General features: G+C 44.6%; 16 protein-coding genes. 1 reads left to right on the top strand and 15 read right to left on the bottom strand.

Annotated elements, in window-relative coordinates; translation table 11 throughout:
• Nucleotides 1-121: 121 nt before the first annotated feature.
• Nucleotides 122-1,516 (top strand): NCS2 family permease, encoded by a 1,395-nt coding sequence (locus ACFWUB_RS00355; protein WP_302681173.1) that lies wholly within the window; start codon nt 122-124, stop codon nt 1,514-1,516.
• A 322-nt stretch (nt 1,517-1,838) separates the two neighbouring features.
• On the opposite strand, the gene ACFWUB_RS00350 is transcribed toward ACFWUB_RS00355, so the two are convergent.
• From ACFWUB_RS00350 to ACFWUB_RS00280, 15 genes are all read right to left on the bottom strand, one after another.
• Complete coding sequence (locus tag ACFWUB_RS00350; protein WP_416183988.1) at nt 1,839-3,473, bottom strand: IS1182 family transposase; 1,635 nt, start codon at nt 3,471-3,473, stop codon at nt 1,839-1,841.
• Nucleotides 3,474-4,004: 531 nt separating this feature from the next.
• Entirely contained in the window at nt 4,005-4,433 is a 429-nt protein-coding gene (locus ACFWUB_RS00345) for a C-GCAxxG-C-C family protein (protein WP_292261397.1), read from the bottom strand.
• Between the two features lie 21 nt (nt 4,434-4,454).
• Nucleotides 4,455-5,192, bottom strand: coding sequence for a TVP38/TMEM64 family protein (locus ACFWUB_RS00340; protein WP_292261398.1), 738 nt, complete (start codon nt 5,190-5,192; stop codon nt 4,455-4,457).
• A gap of 1 nt (nt 5,193) precedes the next feature.
• Complete coding sequence (locus ACFWUB_RS00335; RefSeq protein ID WP_337563836.1) at nt 5,194-6,090, bottom strand: DMT family transporter; 897 nt, start codon at nt 6,088-6,090, stop codon at nt 5,194-5,196.
• A gap of 15 nt (nt 6,091-6,105) precedes the next feature.
• Complete coding sequence (thrC, locus tag ACFWUB_RS00330; protein ID WP_302491336.1) at nt 6,106-7,608, bottom strand: threonine synthase; 1,503 nt, start codon at nt 7,606-7,608, stop codon at nt 6,106-6,108.
• Between the two features lie 329 nt (nt 7,609-7,937).
• The gene (locus tag ACFWUB_RS00325) at nt 7,938-8,444 is read right to left on the bottom strand and encodes a methylated-DNA--[protein]-cysteine S-methyltransferase (protein ID WP_020310588.1); all 507 of its coding nucleotides are present in this window, start codon (nt 8,442-8,444) and stop codon (nt 7,938-7,940) included.
• A 5-nt stretch (nt 8,445-8,449) separates the two neighbouring features.
• Nucleotides 8,450-10,504: an LTA synthase family protein gene (locus tag ACFWUB_RS00320; RefSeq protein WP_416183987.1), complete on the bottom strand. Its 2,055-nt coding sequence runs from the start codon at nt 10,502-10,504 to the stop codon at nt 8,450-8,452.
• Between the two features lie 29 nt (nt 10,505-10,533).
• Nucleotides 10,534-11,538, bottom strand: coding sequence for an NAD-dependent epimerase (locus tag ACFWUB_RS00315; protein ID WP_020310590.1), 1,005 nt, complete (start codon nt 11,536-11,538; stop codon nt 10,534-10,536).
• A 16-nt stretch (nt 11,539-11,554) separates the two neighbouring features.
• Nucleotides 11,555-12,721, bottom strand: coding sequence for a nucleotide sugar dehydrogenase (locus ACFWUB_RS00310; RefSeq protein WP_416183986.1), 1,167 nt, complete (start codon nt 12,719-12,721; stop codon nt 11,555-11,557).
• A gap of 169 nt (nt 12,722-12,890) precedes the next feature.
• On the bottom strand, nt 12,891-13,892 hold the full coding sequence (locus tag ACFWUB_RS00305; protein WP_020310592.1) for a glycosyltransferase family 8 protein: 1,002 nt from the start codon (nt 13,890-13,892) through the stop codon (nt 12,891-12,893).
• Entirely contained in the window at nt 13,893-14,957 is a 1,065-nt protein-coding gene (locus ACFWUB_RS00300; RefSeq protein WP_292298862.1) for a glycosyltransferase family 9 protein, read from the bottom strand.
• 14 nt (nt 14,958-14,971) lie between these two features.
• Nucleotides 14,972-15,754: a glycosyltransferase family 25 protein gene (locus ACFWUB_RS00295; RefSeq protein ID WP_416183985.1), complete on the bottom strand. Its 783-nt coding sequence runs from the start codon at nt 15,752-15,754 to the stop codon at nt 14,972-14,974.
• A 16-nt stretch (nt 15,755-15,770) separates the two neighbouring features.
• A complete protein-coding gene (locus tag ACFWUB_RS00290) occupies nt 15,771-16,703 on the bottom strand; it encodes a glycosyltransferase family 8 protein (RefSeq protein WP_416183984.1) in 933 nt (310 codons plus the stop codon).
• A 2-nt stretch (nt 16,704-16,705) separates the two neighbouring features.
• Nucleotides 16,706-17,467: a glycosyltransferase family 2 protein gene (locus ACFWUB_RS00285; protein WP_020723931.1), complete on the bottom strand. Its 762-nt coding sequence runs from the start codon at nt 17,465-17,467 to the stop codon at nt 16,706-16,708.
• 7 nt (nt 17,468-17,474) lie between these two features.
• Nucleotides 17,475-18,692, bottom strand: coding sequence for an O-antigen ligase family protein (locus tag ACFWUB_RS00280; RefSeq protein WP_416183983.1), 1,218 nt, complete (start codon nt 18,690-18,692; stop codon nt 17,475-17,477).
• Nucleotides 18,693-18,758 lie beyond the last annotated feature (66 nt).

Below are 18,758 nucleotides of genomic sequence, written 5' to 3'. Positions count from 1 at the left end.
CCAAAAAGGCAGAACACCCTATAATAATGATACCAGTTGATGTCCGTCGTCTGCTATTTGGCTTCATGTATTTCCGGATGGATGTCAACTTGTTTTATTACTAAAGGAGTGTGAATGTATTATGGAAAACCAACCGTCCTTCCTCGACCGTTTCTTCCACTTGAGCGAAAATGGCACGACGGTCCGCACGGAAATCCTGGCTGGTATCACGACCTTCATGACCATGGCCTACATCCTGGCCGTCAACCCGACCATCATGAGCGCCGCCGGCATGGACAAAGGTGCCGTCCTCACGGCAACCGCCCTGGCTTCCCTTATCGGGACGCTGTGCATGGCCTTTTTCGCCAACTATCCCTTCGCCCTGGCACCGGGCATGGGCCTGAACGCCTTTTTCGCCTTTACGGTCGTCCTGCAGATGGGCTACACCTGGGAAATGGCCCTGGCCGCCGTCTTCTTTGAAGGCGTTATCTTCATCATCCTGTCTTTGACCAATGTCCGCGAAGCTATCTTCAACGCCATCCCCATGACCTTGAAGAAAGCCGTTTCTGCCGGCATCGGCCTGTTCATTGCCCTCATCGGCCTGCTGAACGCCCAGATCATCGTCGCCAACCCGGCAACCAAGATTGCCCTGTTCTCGTTCAAACAGTCTGCCGCTACGGGCACCTTCCACACTGTCGGCATTACGGTTCTCCTGGCCATGATCGGCATCGTCTTCACAGCCGTCCTGATGGTCAAGAAAGTCCGCGGCAACATCCTCTGGGGCATCCTCTTTACCTGGATCCTGGCCATTCTTTGCGAATTGACCGGCCTCTACGTGCCCAATCCGGAAATGAAGATGTTCAGCGTCATCCCCGACCTGTCCGGCGGCGCCGCTGCCTTTGCCCCGGCCAGCCTGAGCCCCATCTTCGGCCAGCTCGACTTCAGCCGCGTCTTCAGCCTGGACTTCTTAGTCGTCATGTTCGCCTTCCTCTTCGTCGATATCTTCGATACCCTGGGCACGCTCATCGGCGTCTCGTCCAAGGCCAATATGCTCGATGAACGGGGCCGCCTGCCGCACATCAAAGGCGCCCTCCTGGCCGACGCTGTCGCCACGACGGTCGGCGCTGTCATCGGCACCAGTACGACGACGACCTTCGTCGAAAGCGCTACTGGCGTCAGCGAAGGCGGCCGCACGGGCCTGACGGCAGTCTGCGTCGCTGTCCTCTTCGCCCTGTCCCTCTTCCTGTCGCCGTTCTTCATGGCCATCCCGGCCTTTGCCACGGCACCGGCCCTGGTCATCGTCGGCTTCCTCATGCTGACGTCCGTCGCCGGCATCGACTTCGACGACTTCAGCGAATCCATCCCGGCATACATCACCATCATCGCGATGCCCTTCTGCTACAGCATCTCCGAAGGCATCTCCTTCGGCATCATCTCGTATGTCGTCATCAACCTGCTCACAGGCAAACGGGAAAAGATTTCCCTCCTCATGTACTGCCTGGCCGTCATCTTCGTCATGAAGTACATCTTCTTGTAAGAGATGGTGGCTCGTGGCTAGTGATTCGCCAAAAATGCGTAGGGGCGCCACGTGGGGCGCCCGCTCCTGAAAAATGGTTCCAACGCTTTATCATGTCGGGAAAATCGAACATATCCTGAAACGGGCTCGCCACGTGCGAGCCCCTACAGACGAAAAAAGGGGCTGTCGCATTAAGCCATTTCGGCTTTGTGCGACAGCTCTCTTTTTTTATTCTATTTCATCGTTCTATTCTCTTTTTTTAGCTAAACGTAAAAAAGGTACACGAAACAGACCGGCCATCCAGTCGGCAAAAAACGTGTGCCTTTGCTATGTATATGGTTATTCAAGCACTCTTTTTCACTTTTTTTAAGGAATAAAGGTATGTCCCGAAATTGCCGGATTGCAGCTTGTGATGTAAGGTCAAGACATTGTGGGCCATTGCCAGTATGATGCTGGTTGCCAGGGCGTTCTCCGTTCCATGGCTCAAAAAACGCCGGAACGACAGATTCGCCTTGATGTCGGAAAAAGCGCCTTCAGACTGGATGGAACGGTTCATTCGAAGCATCTTCCCTGTAGGAGAACTGATGTGAGCTTCCATTTCGGCCCGTTGGGCTTGGAACCTTTTAGAAAGTTCTAATTGCTTCGTCCTTTTTTCCAACGGCTTCTTGCTGCGATTGCCATGAATGCATCCTTTCTTATAGGGACAGTCCGAACAATCCTCACAGACATAATGGCTTTTGCGTATTTTAAATCCCGTGCTGGTTGTTTCGGTCTTTTTCCCAACACAGGTCAGCTTACGGTGATTGTGGCAATAAAAGACATCATTTTTCGCATCATAGTCCATATTCTGGAATTTGCCAATATCTTTTTTGAAACGGCGTTTTTTCCGCTGCTCATGGTCGGACGGTTTGATGTAAGCATCATACCCCTGTTCGGCGAGCTTCGTGTAATTTTCTTCGCTTTCATAGCCGGAATCTGCAATGATACGGGTATACTGGAAAGGGAAATGCTTGCGAAAATCTTCGAGGAAAGGCAGCAGGGTGGTACAATCTGAAGTCTGCGGTCCGACAGTGACCCAGGTAACGAATCCAGCGTCCACGCTATATTGTACATTATATGCAGGCTTGACCTGGCCGTTTTTCATGGCGTCTTCTTTCAGATGCATGAAGGTGGCATCGATATCGGTCTTGGCATAGCTGTTCCGGTCCCCGCAGTAATGAAGCTGGACGGCGTACTCTTTTGTCTTATGCAGGAAATCCTTGGCTTTTTCAATGGCCTTTTGCAATGGCGTCTTACGATGGCCTTTGCCATGGACGAAAACGATGTGTCCTTCTCGTTGAAGCCGTTTTAATTTCCCCAACAGCCGCCGTAAATGGTACTGATGGACAGCGTGTGTATGGAGCACTTGGATGCCAAAGAGTTCCTGGGTCTTAAGAATAAAGCCCGGAATTTTTGCTAATACTTTGGCCTGCCGTTTCGTGACACTCTTCTTCCAGACAAAAGTGTATTTATTGGCAACAGATTCGATTTTTGTCCCATCGATGAACAAATTCTTCAGCGATAAGGCCCCGGCCTGAGCCAAGACGGCATCCATGTCGGCAAACAAGGTCCGGCTGCATGCCGCCATATGATGAGAACGGAAACGGGCGATAGTCGCATGATCGGGAACGGGTTTCCCTTCCAGCAGATATTGAAAATTCAAATCTCTCCGGCAAGCCGATTCAATACGACGGGAACTGAAAATCTGGTTCATGCTGGCATAAATAACGATGGCCAGTAACTGGCGTGGTGAAGCCTGATTTTTCTCGATACGAGAATACGTCTGGTACAGCGGTGATAAATCCATCCTTTCTATGAGCAGCTTCACTAACCGCACGGGATCGTCATCCGGAATCTGAAATGAAATATTCAAGGGAAGTGATAGTTGATAAGGCGCTTCCCATATTGTATAATTGACATGCGTATTTAGTGTCGTCATAACTCTATTTTACGCGCAATCCCGGGCTTTTTACAGTCCGGGATTTGTTTTTTTCAGATTTTTTTGTTCAGCCCTAATGGATACGGCTGCCTGGCCCCTGGCGGGTGACATTGCGGGAACGACCTCGGTCCGGCGCGGTCCGGGTAGGCCGTGCCGGATGCCGTGCGTGCTATTTGCGTCCGGCGTGCTGCTTTGTTTGAGCGCAGCGAGTTTCAGCACGCCAGCAAATGGCACTCTCGGCAAGAGGAGTGGAGCACGCGAACCAGCTAGGGGCCAGGTGGCCGATGCCAACCTCTTCAGAAGAATCCCTCAGACCGCCGTTGGCGGCCAGCTCCCCTTCACAGGGGAGCCTTTTGGCGCTCCTGCGCCTGATTTCCAGAGTCTATTGCGGCAAAGCCGCTTCTGAGTCCGAGCAAACCGTCCACGAAGAACGACCATAAAGCTATGATGTTTTTGCATACATAAAAAGAGCCTGTGCACGATTACGTGCGACAGGCCCTTTTTTGTTATACGAACCACGAGCCACTAACCTCACTTCAACAAGCCTTTTTCGGCGACGAAGTCGGAGACCATGTCGGCGGCAGTGGCCGTAATCTTGATGCAGTGCTTGCGGTATTCCGGCGTTCCGAAACTGAGGGTGTTGAGGGCCCGGCAGCAGGTGGCGCCGAAGTGTTCTTTGAAGCGGTCATGGAACTCACTGGTGTATTTGTAGACTTCGGGCAAGGGCTTTTCATCGGGTGTGAGCCGGCCGACGAGGGCGCCGATGACCAGACAGGCACCGCTCAAGGCCCCACAGACACAGCCCGACCGGCCAATACCGCCGCCCATGCCGGAAGCCATGCGGATGGCGACGTCTGGCAGCTGGAGGTTCATCGTGTCGTTACAGGTCTTGAGGACCGATTCGATGCAGTTATTGCCCTGCAAATGGTATTGTTCTGCTAATTTATATTCCTTTTCCATGATACTTTATCCTTTCTGAAATTAACTGCGGCCTTCGCCGTCTTTGAGGTCGTCGGCGATCTTGTGGAGGACTTTCTTGGCCTGCTGACGGCGATGCCAGTACCACAGGCCGCCGTAGACGATGGCAATGACGATAAGGACGATGGTCAGGCGCAGGGAATGTTCTTCCATCATGACCAAGTCGTGCCCGACCAGGACCTCACAGGCGACAGACGGCAATTTGCCGATGAAACAGCCCAGGATATAATCGCGGTAGCTGATGCGGCTCAGCGCCCCCAGGGCCGTGACCAGGCCGTTCGGCGAATACGGGACGGCCCGGGCCAGGGTCATGGCCTGCCAGGTACTGTAATGGTCGAGCTTGCTCAGCATCTTGCTCTTTTCAATGACCTTCTTGGCCTTGTTGCGGAACAAAGTCCGCATGAAGAAAAAGCTGATGATGACGCCGATTGTTTCGGCTACCCAGGAAACGACAGTCCCACCGGCAACGCCAAAAAGGACGCCATTGGCCGTGGAAATGAAGATAGACGGCAAAAAGCCGACGATGTTGATGACGATATCGATGATCATGCTGACCAGGACGGCCCAGGCGCCGAAAGAGCGCAGGTAGTCGATAGTCCCCTGCATATTGCCGCTCGTCGACAGCTGCCAGACCGTGCTGTAAAAGTCCGGGATGGCCACATAGATAGCGGCCAGCATGATGAGCAGCATGGCAAAAAAGGCGATTTTAATGTGTGTTTCATGAATCTGTTTCGTAGTCATGTTATGCCTCTTTCTGCTTCCGTTCCTGCATCTTGGCCATTTCAGCAATCTTATCGTGCTTGAGCTTGGTCAGGTACATGGAACCGCCGATAATGAGTACACCGCCGGCGACGGTCAAGCCGGTGAGGATTTCGCCAAAGATGACGAAGCCCCAAAGGGCGTTGAAGAAGACGCCGATATAAGAAACAAAGCTGACGACAACCGGGTTGGCCGTTGCATAGGCATTGGTCATCCAGATTTGGGCGATGACGCTGAACAGGGCCAGGCCGCCGTAATAGATCCAGTCGCCGTGAGCCGGCATGACAAAGCCATCAGTCAGGGCCATGAGGACGATGCCCGACAGAGCTGCACAGACCAAAAAGTACAGGACCACTTCATAAGGATGGTGGCGTCCGGACCCGGTGAGCTTGCTGACTGTCGTATAGGCACCGGCCGCAAAGACGGCCTGCCCCAGGGCGAACAGGGAATAGACGTTGAATGACGAAAAGTTCCAGGGCCGGACGACGAGGCAGCCGCCGATGAAGATGACCAGGAGGGGCAGCTTCGACCCAGGCGGCAGGACTTCTTTGAGGAAAATCGCCGCGAAGAGCATGACGAAGAACGCCGACAACTGGGAAATGATGGATACATCGGCCAGGGGCATCCCGCGCAGGGCATAGAAAATGCAGATCATGCCGATACCGCCGAGGACGCCGCGCAAAGTCAGCGTCGGTATATCCCGCTTCGACAGATGTACGTGTTGGATGCGCATGAGCCCTAATATCAGAAGGGCACTGAGGAAACCGCGGAAGAACGCGATTTCTCCAGTGCTCGTCGTATAGGATAATTCTTTTACGATGACATTCTGGATACTGAAGGCCAAAGCCGATAAGATTGCGTAAATGACACCTCTACTCAAATCAAAGCCTCTTTCCTAGTGCTTGGCCGCAATGGCGTCGACGAAGGACAAGACGGCTTTCTTCATATCTTCCTTGTCGATGGAGTCGCTGAAGCGGACCGGTTTATTCTTGAGGTCAGCCAAAGGCTTGGGCAGGGCGATGCCCGTGACACTGCTGATGTCGGCCAGCATGTCAAAGGGATCATCGCTCTGACGCAGGGCCAGGGCTTCGCAGATGACCGGCGGGAACTTGTAGGGATGAGCCGTTGCCATGATGACCGTGTGGCGGCCTTCGTCGAGGCCCTGGCGATGGCGGTTCATGCCGACGCCGTAAGCGACGGCCGTGTGCGGGTCGAGGAGATAGCCGAAATCATTGTAGACGTGGTTGATGACGGCTTTCGTTTCATCGTCGTCAATCCAGCCGCCTTCAAATTCCTGGCGCAGCGTCTTCAATTCGTCAGCCGATACGCTCATCTTCCCCGTTTCCAGGAGGTCCTTTTCCCACTGGGCCACTTTGGCGGCATCTTCTTTGGCGACGTAGAACAAGAAGCGTTCAAAATTGCTCGACAAGAGGATGTCCATGGACGGGCTCGACGTCGTGTAGAAGTCGCGGTTCATGTCATAGACGCCGGTTTCAAAGAAGTCGGCCAGGACCTTGTTCTGGTTAGATGCGCAAATCAACTTGCCGATAGGCACGCCCATCTTCTTGGCAAAATAGCCAGCCAGGATATTGCCGAAGTTCCCCGTCGGGACGATGACATCGAACGTTTCGCCTTCGCTGATGGCGCCGTTATCGACGAGGGAGACATACGTCGATACGTAATAGGCGACCTGCGGGAACAAGCGGCCGATGTTGATGGAATTGGCGCTGGAGAAGAGGACGCCCTTGTCGTTGGCATAGGCGTTGACTTCAGCACTGGTAAAGACGCGTTTCAAAAAGCTCTGGGCGTCATCGAAATTGCCATAAATGGCCGATACCTTGACGTTATTCCCTTCCTGCTTCTGCATCTGCTGCTTCTGCATGGGGCTGACGCCTTCGCTGGGATAAAAGACCATGATATTCGTACCGGCCACGTCCTTGAAGCCTTCCAGGGCGGCTTTGCCCGTATCACCGCTGGTCGCCGTCAGGATGAGGATATCCCGGTCCTCTTTTTCCTGCTTCTTGGCAGCCGTCAGTAAATACGGGAACAAGGACAATGCCAGGTCCTTGAAGGCCAACGTCCGGCCGTGGAACAATTCGGCAATGGACAAATCCGTATCGATGGAATGGAGCGGTACGATGCGGTCATCGCGGAAGGTCATATCATTATAAGCCGAAGCAATCATCTGCTTCCGTTCTTCTGCCGTGAAATTCGTAAAGAAATGGGACAATACGGCTTCAGCAATCTCCTGATAAGACTTGCCAGCCAGTTCTTTATAGGACAGGACCTTTTCCGGGAACGATTCCGGCACATAGAGCCCTCCGTCCGCAGCCAGTCCATGCAGGAGCGCATAAGACGGCGAAACACATTCGTCAGATCGTGTACTTCTAAAATTCATCGATGAAATCCCCCTTTTCAGCTAACCTCATAGAATAGCTATAAGTATTTATATTATAAAGGGAAATAGCCACATTGTCCACTATTCTGTGAATTGGCCTAACGGCCCCGCAGTTCGCAGTTCGCCTCGGACTCAAAATGCCGCTTTGCGGCAACAAACTCAGAATGACGACATCGCCTCGAGTGAACCTCAGCTCGTAAAAAAGGCCCCAAGTGGGGCCTTCGTAGGGGACGTCCTGAACAAGGCGTCCAGCCTCTGCTGTCCGTTTTGGCAACCGTCTTGCGCCTTCCGCTGGTCGGCACCTGACAGGCCAAAAAGGCCACGTGAATCTAGGCTTTGACAGCCACCCCTTCCAGATGCAGGAGGGTGATTTTTTTATCGATGCCGCCTGCATAGCCTGTGGCTCTGCCATTGGCACCTAAGACGCGATGGCAGGGAATGATGATGGAAATGGGGTTATGCCCTACGGCGCCGCCGATGGCCTGAGCCGACATCTTCTTTCCCGTCCGTTCTTCAATCTGTTTAGCCAGATCACCATAGGTCGTCGTCTGACCATAGGGAATCTGGCAGAGCAGATACCAGACGAGGCGGCGGAACGCACTGCCCTGCGGCGCCAGGGGCAGCGTCATGATAGCCGGCATCCGCCCGGCAAAATAATCATCCAGCCAGTGCGCCGCCTTGCGCAGGATAGGCGTATCCTCTTCACGCAGGACTTCCCCCTGCAAGGCACCATAACAATACTTCTGCCCTTCAAACCAGGCCCCGACCAGCGCCGTATCACTAGCCGCCAAAATCATCGGACCCAACGGCGATTCATACATCATTTTGTAGTACATTTGTTTCACCCTCTCTCTACTTCTGAAAGTAATATCTCTTTAGATTGCAATAATTCAGGATGGCGAACCATATAGCCAGTTAAATTTTTCCAAGCTTCATTCTCTGCGATATAGGGAATAGGTCCTTCACAAATTTCATTTTCGGCGTGATTTTCCCCCAATGGTTGGTAAAAATTATTTTCAAAAGTCCCATAAGCATCTGGACGAAGCCAATGGTATGGAGAAACTAAGTGGTCAATAGGTTCAGTTAAAGAAGAAAATAACGAATAATACGTAAATCCCTTAGGGGCTATTAATTCAAAAATGGTCGGCATAATATTCATATGGCTGCCAATAGTATTACCAGCAAAAATGCTTTGATCTAAATCGCGATGATTCAGCATAAATACCGGACAATGGCGTTCTCGGATAGAGCAATCACGATTCATTAAGGACGTCTTTTGTAAAGGAGTCATCGTAATAGCATGGTCTGCCGTAACAATAAATAAGCTATCTGGGTAAACTTTACGCATAGTGTCAATAAAATTCCCAATAGCCTGATCCGATAACCAAAATGTACCTAGATTTTTTTGCAATTCTTTACTCTGTTTTATATCTTCAGGAGCATTGGGCATAACAGCTTCTGTATCATAGCCGTATTTTTTCAAATTAATTTTAAACGGCCCATGATAAGATGTGGTGTAGACAAAGTGGAACGATAGCTGGTCCGGATTGTCTTTCTGAATCAGTTCAGCTGCTTTTTCCAAAAAGACATTATCATAGACACCAACCCAAGTCTTGGGAGCATGAGGACCGCAAAAATCGGTAGCCGTCATGACTCGGTCAAAGCCGCAAGCAGGAGCAAACTGATTGAAATTTCCATAAGTTACATTACCACCATACCAGTATGTCGATGTATAGCCTAACTTTTTCAACTGAAGAGGCAGTGCAGTCGGTACTGTTCCCTGCCAAAACGTTTCTTTTTCATTTAATTCTAACCCAGCATCAAAAATACCTGACATCAAGCTAACAATAGAGGGTCTCGAAATAATACCTGCCGACAGGGAATTGGTTAATATTGCCGTATGTGGATCATTCATTAGCCGTTTCCCACCTGACGTAATATTTAAGCATGCATATGCTGGATCAAATAGCTGCTGTAAATAACTTTCACCAACAAGAAGAAAAATATGCGATGGTTTAGAGATTCTAGGACCTTTCGCATGGTGTTGGAACGCATATACGGGATTAGGATACTTTTCAATATTGTCACGACCTGCTGGCAGAATAGCCTTTAAAGATGTTAAATCTTCTTCATCACTATGCTTGTAAGCATCATTCAATTTGTGTTTTTTTACTTGTTCCAAGGCGACTAAATCATCTACCGTAGCTTTAGCAAAAAAAATGTCCTTCTTAACAATGCTGGGAATTGTATCCCATTCCGGTTTATCGTCGTGGCTTAAAGTTCCTCCATAACGGAACCAATAAAACCCTAAAATAATGGCAACACATACAATAACATTAAAACCATACGCCAGGATAGGGGAGGAAAAATGAGGATAACTAACACTTGGCAAAGAAAGGAAGGCTTGAATAGAAAATTTAACAATCCACCAATAAGGAATCCCTATAAGTATAAATAAGAGTCCATGGTCCTGATGAAAAAAAATATCAAGCAAGTTATGCTTTTCCGCCTTTCCACCAAGACGTAAAATCTGATTATAAGTGTCATGAAAATGATTGTAAAAAATCATTTTACCAATAAAAGCAATATAAAGCACCATAGCATATATCATGCCAGCCCAAAGCCTTACATCATTTCCTAGTGCATAATAGGAAGTAAAAAATAGCCCGGGCAATGAAACAAAAATAAGTGGCAATAAAAATGCATATGCATTAAAATCCATGCCCCACCAAAAGCCGTATCGAAAGCAATGCCATACGACATTCCATCGTCCTTTCAACGTTTCATAAGGCGAATAGACTTTAATAAATACAGCGCGAAATATCGCACATAAAATAGGAAAAATTAGAAACAGTTTTATATCCTGCTGCATCGATAAAAAAAATTGTTCAAACACGATAACACCTCATCATAAAAATAATGGATTTATACTTTGTAATAAGCTTTATACCATTGGGCGAATTTCCCCAGCCCTTCTTCAATCGTCGTTTCCGGCTTGAAATCGAAGTCGCGCTGTAATTCGCTGACGTCAGCATAGGTCTGGTATACATCACCAGGCTGCATGGGCAGATATTCTTTTTCTGCCGTTTTGCCCAGGGCCTTTTCCAGGACTTCAATAAAATGCATGAGCTGTTCCGGTTTATGGTTGCCAATGTTATAGATTTTATACGAATCGCCTAGTTCATTTTTCTTCGGCGGATTGCACAGCATGTGTTCAATGCCGGTGACAATATCATCGACATAGGTGAAGTCCCGATACATGTCGCCGTGATTATAAATCTGGATTGCCTCTCCTCTGCGAATCTTATTGGCAAATTTGAAATAAGCCATGTCGGGGCGGCCGAAAGGCCCATAGACGGTAAAGAAACGCAACCCTGTCGCCGGGATGCCATAAAGATGGCTATATGTGTAAGCCATGAGTTCGTCGGACTTCTTCGTCGCTGCATAGAGACTGATGGGATGGTCGACATTATCGGTCGTCGAAAAAGGCGTCTTCTGCTGATTGCCATAGACCGAAGAACTGGAAGCAAAGAGCAAATGAGATACCTTATGATGACGGCAGGCTTCGAGGATATTAAAGAACCCGATAATGTTGGAATCGATATAGGAGCGGGGATGGTCGATGCTGTAACGCACTCCGGCCTGGGCCGCCAGGTTTACGACAATATCCGGCTGAAATGACGTAAAGATATCATTCACGACTTTTTCATCAGCCAAGTCCCCTTTGACGAAGGTAAATGCCGGGAACTGGCGTAGAATATCCAGCCGACTTTCTTTCAAGGAAACATCATAATAATCGTTAAGGTTATCCAGGCCAAGGATGGTGGCCCCCATGGCCAGCAGGCGCTTGGCCAAATGGAATCCAATGAAACCGGCGGCACCGGTAATCAAGACTTTGTTTGCACTATCAAAAGGTTTAAAATCTGTCATTATCATCGACTCCCTTTCAGTCGCGGTCAAAGATATCCCGCGTATAGACTTTATCCTGAACGTCGCTAAGTTCTTCTGCCCAGCGGTTGGAAATAATAATATCGCTCATCTTCTTGAACTCGTTCAAGTCGCGGATGACGCGGGAATGGAAAAAGCCATCCGCTTTCAGGGTCGGTTCATAGACGACTACTTCGATGCCTTTGGCCTTGATGCGCTTCATGACACCCTGGATGGCCGAGGCCCGGAAATTATCTGAATGGCTCTTCATCGTCAGCCGATAGACGCCGACGATGCGGGGATTCTTGGCGATGATCATATCGGCAATGTGGTCCTTCCGCGTCCGGTTGGCAGCGACAATGGCCGAAATGAGGTTCTGCGGGACATCCTGATAATTGGCCAAAAGCTGCTTCGTATCCTTCGGCAGGCAGTATCCGCCGTAGCCAAAGGAAGGATTGTTATAAAAATCACCAATACGGGGATCGAGGCAGACGCCTTCGATGATTTCCTTCGTACTCAGGCTACGCATTTCAGCATACGAATCGAGTTCATTGAAATAGGCTACGCGCAAAGCCAGATATGTATTGGCAAAGAGTTTGATAGCTTCGGCTTCCGTGGAACCAGTAAACAACATGGGGATATCCTTCTTCACCGCGCCTTCGGCCAGCAGATTGGCAAAGACTTTAGCCCGTTCCGACCGTTCACCGACGACGATACGCGACGGATGAAGATTATCATACAGGGCCTTGCCTTCCCGCAAAAATTCCGGCGAAAACATAATATTGTCGGTATGGTAGCGTTCCTTGATATGCTGAGTGTAGCCGACAGGAACTGTCGATTTAATGACCATGGCCGCTTCCGGATTGATATCCAATACTTCTTCAATGACCGCTTCTACGGAAGACGTATCAAAAAAATTCTTCTGCGGATCATAATTAGTCGGCGTTGAAATAATGACGAAATCTGCATCCGTAAAAGCCTCTACGGGGTCCAAGGTCGCCTTGAAGTGTAAATCATCACGCTGCAAAAAAGCCGAGATGTCGCTATCTATAATCGGCGATTTTCCTTCATTCAATATAGCCACTTTTTCTGGAATAATATCTAAAGCAATGACATCATTATGCTGTGCCAACAACATACTATTTGAAAGACCGACATACCCGGTCCCGGCAATCGCTATATTCATATAAATTCCTACTTTCCTTTTAGCACATTATATTTATTATACCATAAAATTCCATTCAGACCATTATGATGCTTTTGAAAAACAAAGAGAAACAAAGAGTTTGTTACAAATATAGCCCCTATAGATTGTAATAAGAATCTATAGAGGCTATATTATAAGCACGAAGTATTTAAATATGCAATTTATAACGAATCCGTAACCATGAATACCAAAAAATACCTTTAAAATATCCTGCCATATTTCCATGCGCTTTCTGATATCGTCCCCACTGCTGGAAATCATGATAATTTTCAGGCTTCTTTATCGGTAAAATATTAGTAATAGTAGGCCAAGGCGATAGTGCATTGTATTTCCGCCACTGTGCGTCAAAATCCGTCAATACCATTTGCCAAGGTTTCCGGCGCCCCGTCCAATGAATAAAAACGCTATCACCTTGGTCATATGCACCGCCATCGTAAACATTGTAGCAAGCAGGTAAGTGATAATTAGCTCCATCAAAAACAAGATTTAAAACATCTTGACTTTGCCCTAAAAAACGTTCACGCGGTTCATTTTGATATGAAAATGCCTTTTCTGTAATAGAAGCATTTTCCCATGAATTTACATCAACAACCATAACCCCATCGTTAAAGTATTTTCCACTCTTTAATTTTAAAAAGTCCGCTCGATAAGTAATCGCTGAATCTCGTTCCGATACAGCCCCCATGGGTGTACCATTCATATCTAAATGGCATAATGGCTGAATAGAATTGACACACATTGTATCGGCATCAAGATAAATATATTTCTTTACCTTTCCTTTCAACACCTTAGGCATATATAATCGTGCATATGTAATTCTTGAAAAACGAGAAACCTTAATATGAAAGTCCTCAAATGGCTTCATGTTCAAAATATACACAACGCATCTGCAATTCCATTTTTGAGCCAAAGTTCTAATTTTTTCTCGGTTTTCCCTATCACAACTATCCGTAAAAACATAAAATGTAAAGTTCATTTCTTTATTATTTTCCAAAACAGAAATAATAGAAACTCCCATAATGTGAATAAATTGATTATTAACATTATAACAAATATGGCAACTTGGCTGAGATTCTTTCAAATAATTATAGTCATATTGGGTAGTAATAAAATTGTCTTTGCTAAAAAAGTTATCGCTAAACGATTTCACTCATATCATCTCCATTATACGAGATATTTCTTTTTGAACCATAGATACAGTTACCGCCTCTACACAATCATTTTTCTTACATTTGCGTGGCCCAATGCAAATATGTTTTCCCGAACAAGGCAGATATGCACTAACAGCTCCTGTATATTCCCCTGCCGGTTTGTATATAGCTGGTGAATTATGTGTAAAGATAGTAATAACCGGACACCCCGCCGCACCTGCAATATGTGACGTTCCGGTATCCAAAGTCAATACCAAATCAATTTGACGGAATAAAGCGATTAATTCTGAAAAAGATGTTTTACCAACAACATTAATACATGAATCTTTGTGATTCATATATTCAATAATTTGATAAACTTTATTAGTATGTTTTGGGATACCTGTCATAATAATGACACTATTATATTTTTCTATTAGCCAATCTGCAATAACAGAAAATTTATCTGACGGCCAATCTTTAAATCCATCTGTCGTCGCTACACAAAAAGCTATTTTCTTTTTATCATTACCAGCAGGTTTTAATAATTGGGTTGCAGTTTGCATATCAACATTAGATGAAGGGCGAAAGCTCGGAGGAATAAATTTCATTTCCGAATCATTCGTATATAAACACATTAAATGTTGAAAACTTTCCGACATTCTATGCTCTTTATAATTCCACCCATCTGAAAACGATAAATCATTGGTATAAAACCATTTTTCCCAACCTAATTTCCATCCTAGAGCTTGCTCCATACTAATTCGAATCGGAATATGTGCAAACCATTTCATTAAAGTAACTCGTTCGCGAGGATCAAGAGAAATTCCTATATCAAAGTTATATTTACGGAGCATCTTTCCCATACGATATACATCCATATATCCACCTTTACTTTGATACGTATAGGGAATGACTTGATCGATACCTTCAAAAAATGAAGCTACATAGGCTAAATTCGCGGTTGCCAAATATATAATTTCAGAATCGGGATATGCTTTTTTTAAAACAGGGATAACCGAGGAAGACATAATCATGTCCCCTAAATGCATAATACCGTCAATAAATATTTTAATATGTGACATATAATAGCCTCTCCTCAATAATCTTCATCATAAAAAAGCGAATCAATATGGCGTTCAAGTCGTTTATATTCAACAAATAATCTTTTTTCCCAAGAATATCGTCGAAGTAAGCGTTGAAAAGAATAGTCTTTAATTTTTTTAATGTCTCTAGACGAACCTGTATGACGATTATCTACTGCATCAATAAGAGAGGCATTAGCCAACTCTTGATTTAAAAAAACAACGTTCTGATCCAGGCAAAAAATATCCAAATATAATAGCTTATAATATAATGCCCATGCATCAATCTCAAAAGCCAAAGGGGTCTGTGCTTTCAAAATATTTTCAGCAGCAACACGATTAATGACATAGCCATGGGCTGCTGAACCAGCCATGGAACGAAGAATATGAACGGAAGATTGTCCGATAGATTGAACTTTTCTTGTATGTGCTTTTGCTTTATATAAAAGTAAAACAGCTCCTTTCTTTTGATTACCTATAAAATTCGCCACTGCAGGCGCTAATTGAGGAAAATCATCCCGTATTTCAACATCATCTTCAAAGACAAAAATATATTTTTCATTTGTCTGTAAAAATTTCTTGTATATAGATAAGTGGGATAATGCACAGCCAATTTCACCTAAAGTAAGGAGCCCTCCATCATCTACATAATGACCTATTTGATCTTTAGTCAATTGATTTCCCATAATTGCTGGAAAAAATCCAGGCTCCAATCCAAGTCTATGAAATACCGAAGAGATATTATGTTGCCGTTCTTTTGCATTTATAGCATTGATTATAAAATGATTCAATTCCATTGACTTTCGCGCTCTCTTACCCTAAATTTTTTTTCCAAAAGCCTGCCCACTTCATGCGTAAATTTTGCCTTTTAATTGATTTTCCCTTCATATCTGCACTAGGCTGCGGCATTGGATGGTCTCTAAAAGTTGTCCATTTTAGATAACTATAATATAAATGATTGAAAGGCCCCTCCAAAGGGAATTCCCAAGGTTTATATCTTCCAGCCCAGTGAAAAACAGCCGGATTTTTCATAGCCTCTAAAGCCTTTACCCTTAATGAAGTATGACATAATACTTTTAAGGGCATCGTAAATACAGGCGGAATAACATTCCATCTAAGCGGGATGTTTTTCCAATTGTTCATAAAAACCTTATTCAGGCCATCTTGATCGTGATGACGGAAAGCATGTTGAGTTACCGTACCAATAACTAAGCTTCCATATCTTTTTTGCCGCCACTGTTGTAAATCCATGATAAGAACGCCTGAATTAAAATAAGGGTCTCCCTCCGGCAATCCTAACGTCTCAAACTTTTGCCGCCGCATCCTTTTGGATTTCATAATGCCAAAATCACAAACTGCGCCTAGTGGTTTCCCCTCTAGGGAAAGGTTCCATAACTTCTCCACATCATCTAATACGACTAAATCTGTGTCAAAATAGATAACCTTAGTGACAGTTTCCGGAAGCACTTGATCAATAGTAAGTCGCAAATAAGCAGCTTTACTAATATGACCACTAGTAAAGCCATGAACCTTTTTATTATCTACTGAAATAAACCGAACTTCCCCTTTTAAATCATGTACAGTCTGCATAATTAAGTCTTGATTTTCTGATGAAATATCATCATTCAAAACATAGAAATATATTTTTTCTGGATGCAAGGTGTTTTTCAAAATTGATGCACAGGCTACTGCCAAATGTTGCGCATAATTATTATCAGCTGCTAAAGCAAGCGTAATTTTTTCCATTTTCAATCCTTTTCATTTTTCTTCTGCAATTCATACAATTTCACATATTTAAGCATAGTATAAAAGCCATGCTGCCCACATGAAATAATTCCCATCCAACCATCTAAAAAAGCTCTTTTGATAAGTAAAGCTCTCAAGGCGCCTAAACTTGCATGTAAAAAGGCTGTTCCTAAAGATACTCTTTTTCCTTGCTGATATCTTTCTTCCGCCCAAATTGTTGTATAATAATCTGCCTTCATTAGCCACTGATGCCAGCTTTTATAAGTATAATGCTGCATTTTACCTTTCAGTATTTCTTTAGGTAAATTACATTCTGGATGCTCATGGACTTTACCAACCCAATGTACCTTATCCCTTGGAAACAATCTGTATACACAATCTGGAGAAAAAATTCCATGATGGAATTCATATCCGTTAAAAAGCATATACCTTTCCATGCCATATTGACGTGCTTTATTATTACTCTGAACAATACTTGTTATATATTCACATAAAATTTTATCAAGGCGTTCATCGGCATCAAGGTACATAATCCACTCAGAATCAGTTTGCGTAAGAGCAAAATTTCGTTGAGCTGCAAAATCATCATTCAGTTCATGAAAAACAGTCCTTGCGCCCTCTTTTAATGCTAAATTTATCGTAGAATCTGTACTCCCCGAATCAATAACCAACACATCGTCCGTGCATTTTTTTGCATTTTTAATCGCATTTTCAATATATGTTTCCTCATTTTTAGTTAATATTACAATTGTCAATGTACTCATAAAATCCTCATTTCTTTACTAGTGGAAGATAAAGAGACGCCATAGTAATTCCCCACATGCCATAAAACATTCTCGTAATGTCCTTATTGTATAACGTGTTATCCACCATACCATGAGAAAATATAGCAACACAAACCCATAGCATAGCATAAACATAATAATTATCTGGTCTTTCATCTATCTTCTTTATTAAAAACACCATACTACCTAAACTAAAAATTAAGTAACCTATTCCCCCTACTGTTCCAGACATAGAAAAAAATGATGCTGTATTATTATGTGGAAAAGGCAAGGTTGGTTCCTTAGCTTGAGGCAATATATAGTGTTGTTGATATTCCTTTTGCCAATTTCCCATCCCGATACCAAATAATTTATGATTTTCCCACATATGGAATGTTGATTGTAACAATAAAAGTCTTTCCTGATCATAAGGCCGATGTGCGACATGCAATGTAATAAATATACTACTTGAAGCAAAAACGATTAATATTGTGAAAAAAAGAAATAACTTCTTTACCAACCGAAAAGAATATTTATTTTGGAATATCCATAGTAATAAAACAGCTAAGAAACCTACTCCGCAGGCCGCGATTCCACCTCTGGATTGAGTTGCCAACAAGGCAACAAATAACCCCAACGTTGCAATAAGCAAAATCATAAAAGTAATAAAATAAGCAGGATGCTTTCTCCTAAATTTACTAAAATGATAAAGAGATAAACTAAAGAATGGAAGTATTATTTCTAAAGCCATGGCAAATCGATTTGCAGTACTAAACGAAACAGATACTCGCTCAGTAAATACCAAATTTCCAAGCGAAATGACTTGTATCAAATAATATAATCCAGCTATCAAAATTCCGATTTGAATAAAAGTAACATACCTTGAATCAAGAGTTAAAAGGAAAAATAAAACCCAAAGAGGCAAAGAAAATAAAATATAATTGAATGTATATTTTATAGAGGCTTCCTGTCCTAACCCTATAGCTGCAAAAATTAATGAAACTACAAAAATTAAATAAAGTGCAACAAAGCCATCTCTTCTAAATATGTATTTTCTATGCATTATATATTTTTTAAAATAGACTGCAAATAAAAATATACTTAAAATACCAAGTGTAATATTATAGGTTGCAGTGGAGATATTACCAAATAAAGAAAAACTATATAAAATCAATATACATCCTAATCCATATTGTCTCAAAGCCAATGGAATTTGTGACTCCATTAAAATTCAATCCCTTCTTATTGTCAGTATTCGAATATATTCATTTCAGTAAAATATAGAAAAACC

Source organism: Megasphaera sp. (assembly GCF_047831605.1).
GTDB lineage: Bacteria > Bacillota > Negativicutes > Veillonellales > Megasphaeraceae > Megasphaera > Megasphaera intestinihominis.
This window is presented reverse-complemented; position numbering and strand designations above follow the sequence as displayed.

Coding starts and splice junctions, on each gene's coding strand:
- ACFWUB_RS00350 (WP_416183988.1), bottom strand. CDS start 3,473: ATGACGACACTAAATACGCATGTCAATTATACAATATGGGAAGCGCCT.
- ACFWUB_RS00290 (WP_416183984.1), bottom strand. CDS start 16,703: ATGGAAAAAATTACGCTTGCTTTAGCAGCTGATAATAATTATGCGCAA.
- ACFWUB_RS00340 (WP_292261398.1), bottom strand. CDS start 5,192: ATGACTACGAAACAGATTCATGAAACACACATTAAAATCGCCTTTTTT.
- ACFWUB_RS00285 (WP_020723931.1), bottom strand. CDS start 17,467: ATGAGTACATTGACAATTGTAATATTAACTAAAAATGAGGAAACATAT.
- ACFWUB_RS00325 (WP_020310588.1), bottom strand. CDS start 8,444: ATGTACTACAAAATGATGTATGAATCGCCGTTGGGTCCGATGATTTTG.
- thrC (WP_302491336.1), bottom strand. CDS start 7,608: ATGAATTTTAGAAGTACACGATCTGACGAATGTGTTTCGCCGTCTTAT.
- ACFWUB_RS00295 (WP_416183985.1), bottom strand. CDS start 15,754: ATGGAATTGAATCATTTTATAATCAATGCTATAAATGCAAAAGAACGG.
- ACFWUB_RS00300 (WP_292298862.1), bottom strand. CDS start 14,957: ATGTCACATATTAAAATATTTATTGACGGTATTATGCATTTAGGGGAC.
- ACFWUB_RS00310 (WP_416183986.1), bottom strand. CDS start 12,721: ATGAATATAGCGATTGCCGGGACCGGGTATGTCGGTCTTTCAAATAGT.
- ACFWUB_RS00345 (WP_292261397.1), bottom strand. CDS start 4,433: ATGGAAAAGGAATATAAATTAGCAGAACAATACCATTTGCAGGGCAAT.
- ACFWUB_RS00355 (WP_302681173.1), top strand. CDS start 122: ATGGAAAACCAACCGTCCTTCCTCGACCGTTTCTTCCACTTGAGCGAA.
- ACFWUB_RS00315 (WP_020310590.1), bottom strand. CDS start 11,538: ATGACAGATTTTAAACCTTTTGATAGTGCAAACAAAGTCTTGATTACC.
- ACFWUB_RS00280 (WP_416183983.1), bottom strand. CDS start 18,692: ATGGAGTCACAAATTCCATTGGCTTTGAGACAATATGGATTAGGATGT.